Genomic DNA, 2391 nt, shown 5'->3' with positions numbered 1-2391 from the left:
CGACTCCTCGACGGGCGCCGCCTCGGGTACCGGGGCGACGCCGAGCGGGCGCGGGCGGTGCAGGGTGAGGCCGGTCAGCAGGAGCCAGCCGGACGGGTCCAGCGCCGGTAGCTCGTCGATGGGCCGGGTTGTCGTCAGGTCGGCCCGCGTGAGCACGAGCTGCCCCGGACCGGCCGCCCCGGCCGAGGTGCCGGGCGCGGCCAGCGCGCCGCGCCCGGTGCGCTCCAGCGGCAGGCCGGGAGCCCGGTCGGCACGCACCTCGACCGGCTCGGGAAGCGTCAACAGCCAGCGTTCGTCCGGGAGTTCACGCAGCCGTGCGCCGTCGCACCAGAGCGCGAGGACACGGTCGGCGGCCTCCGCCCGGCCGATCAGCGGTACGTCGAGGACGAAGCCGGCGGCGTTCACTCGTCACTCCCGAACACATCGTGGATCCGGCCGGTGGTGGTGTTGCCGACCACGAGCCGCCCGGGCGCGACCTCGGCCGCGATCATGGGCAGGGTGGGGTGCACGGCGGGGGCGGTGGTGCCGCCGGAGAACCGGCTCAGGGTGCGGACGCCGTCGACGCGGATCGCGCGGACCACCCCGCCGTCGGACGACCAGGTGATCAGCGCCGGCTCGTGGCCGTCCTGGACCAGGCCGATCACCTCGGCCTTCTCCCGGAACGACAGCAGCCGCTCGACACCTCGCGCGGTCCGCGCCGTCCACCGCTTGCCGTCCTCCGACCAGGCCACCGTGCCGTCCGCGTGCAGCAGGTGCGGCGCCCGCACGGCGCCCGGCGGCAGACGGCGGCCGAACAGGCGCGGCTCGCGGAACCGGTCGAAGCCGCGCTCGCGTTCCGTGCCGTGGCCGGCCGGCCCGTCGTCGGTGACCTTGCCGTCGGGGGCGATCCGCCGCCAGCGTCCGGCGAGCGGGACCAGCAGGTCCTCCCCGGAGCGCAGCAGCGGCAGCACGGGGCGGGCGGACAGCCGCTTCACCAGGCCCTCGTCGAGGCCGAGTTCGGCCGGGTCGACGGAGAGTTCCGCGGGTCCGGCGAGCGGGCGTCCGATGACATGGCGGACCACCCGGCCGCGATGCAGGTCCAGGGCGATCAGCCGTCGGCCGGTCCGCCCGGCGGCGATCACCTGGCCGTTCAGACGGTGCAGCCTGGACCGCGCGGAGCCCGAGTGCCGCCGCTCGACGTCGCGCACGTCCACGGCGAGCAGCGTTCCGACCCGCCGACCCCGGGCGAGCAGGAACGGCGCCTCGGTGGTGAACGCGGGCAGCCACCCGCCGCGCGGACCGGCTTCGGCCGACGGGACGACGGCGGTCGTGGCGCCGCGCCGGAACTCCGCGCCGCGCAGCGCCCGGACGGCGATGTCGGCGGCGGGCAGCGACAGTTCGAACTCCGAGCGGTCGAGGCCGACGGTGACGTGGGTGGCGCCCGCCGGGCCCCAGCGGGTCGGCTCGCTCGCGAGGACCCTGGGCAGGCCCGGGAGCCGGTCGGCGAGCCGGGGCGAGGTGAGCACCCAGGCCCGGTCGGCGGCGTCCAGCGTGGCGGCGGCGAACTCCACGTCCTCAGGCGTCGCGTCGGCGGTACGGCGGGCCGCGAGCCAGGCGGGCAGCAGGTCGGCGGGCTCGCCGCCGAACCACTGCACGGGCTCGTCACCCAACACGCCCACCAGCAACTCCCCGCCCCGGGCGGCGGCCCGGCGGTGCAGCACGAGCAGCGCGGCCAGCTGAACGAGGCGCCCGGCGCCGGCCTGCGAGGGGCCGGCGTCCACCATCGCGACCGTCCGTCCGCGCGGCTTCGCGGTGCGGAACTCGGGTGCCAGATAGAGGAGTTCACGATCGACGAAGCGACGCAGGAACTCCTCGGGGTGCTCCTCGGCGAGCAGCCACTCGGCGGGCAGCAACTGGTCGGGGCGCCCGGACCGGCCGATCCCGCCCACGCCGTCCGGCTCCCCCGGCCCGTCGGCCACCGGCTCGCGCTCGCCGACGAGCGCGTCCAGACGGCGCAGCAACGGTCCCAGGGCGGTCGCCAGTTCAGGGGTGAGCGCGGACAGCGCCCCGCCCCAGGACGCCAGTCCGACCGGGAGGCGGGCGGCGCTCACCGCTCGGCCCTCCGGGCATACGGCGTGAGCGCCTCCGGGTCGGTGGCGGGGGCGGGCTGGGCGGCGACGAGGGCGTGGTCGGGGGTGAGCACGCAGAGGTCGCCCGGGCCCGCGCCGAGGGCGGTGCGCCAGAGGGCGGCGGCGGGCCGGGGGCGGGCGGTCGTGGGGACGAGCAGGTCGCCGTCGCGGCCGAGGTAGCGGGCGCCGTCCGACCACGGGAGGTCGGGTTCCGCGCCGAGGACGAGCAGCGCGGTGTCGTCGGCGAGCACACCGAGCCGGGCGCCGCCGGTGAGCCGGTCCC

At 77.7% G+C, this 2391-nt stretch carries 3 protein-coding genes; all 3 read right to left on the bottom strand.

The features are described 5' to 3' along the window. The coding region (locus tag ABD308_RS39290) for a bpX6 domain-containing protein (protein ID WP_344345910.1) at positions 1 to 405 on the bottom strand (405 nt) is incomplete at its 3' end. After that, positions 402 to 2090 (bottom strand): hypothetical protein, encoded by a 1689-nt coding sequence (locus ABD308_RS39285; protein WP_344345908.1) that lies wholly within the window; start codon positions 2088 to 2090, stop codon positions 402 to 404. The genes ABD308_RS39285 and ABD308_RS39290, both read right to left, overlap by 4 nt. Continuing rightward, the coding region (locus ABD308_RS39280; RefSeq protein WP_344345906.1) for a bpX5 domain-containing protein at positions 2087 to 2391 on the bottom strand (305 nt) is incomplete at its 5' end. The genes ABD308_RS39285 and ABD308_RS39280, both read right to left, overlap by 4 nt.

Source organism: Kitasatospora putterlickiae (genome assembly GCF_039527695.1).
In the GTDB taxonomy this organism is placed as follows: domain Bacteria; phylum Actinomycetota; class Actinomycetes; order Streptomycetales; family Streptomycetaceae; genus Kitasatospora; species Kitasatospora putterlickiae.
The sequence above is the reverse complement of the archived record's forward strand: the minus strand, read 5'-3'. Positions and strand labels throughout refer to the sequence as shown.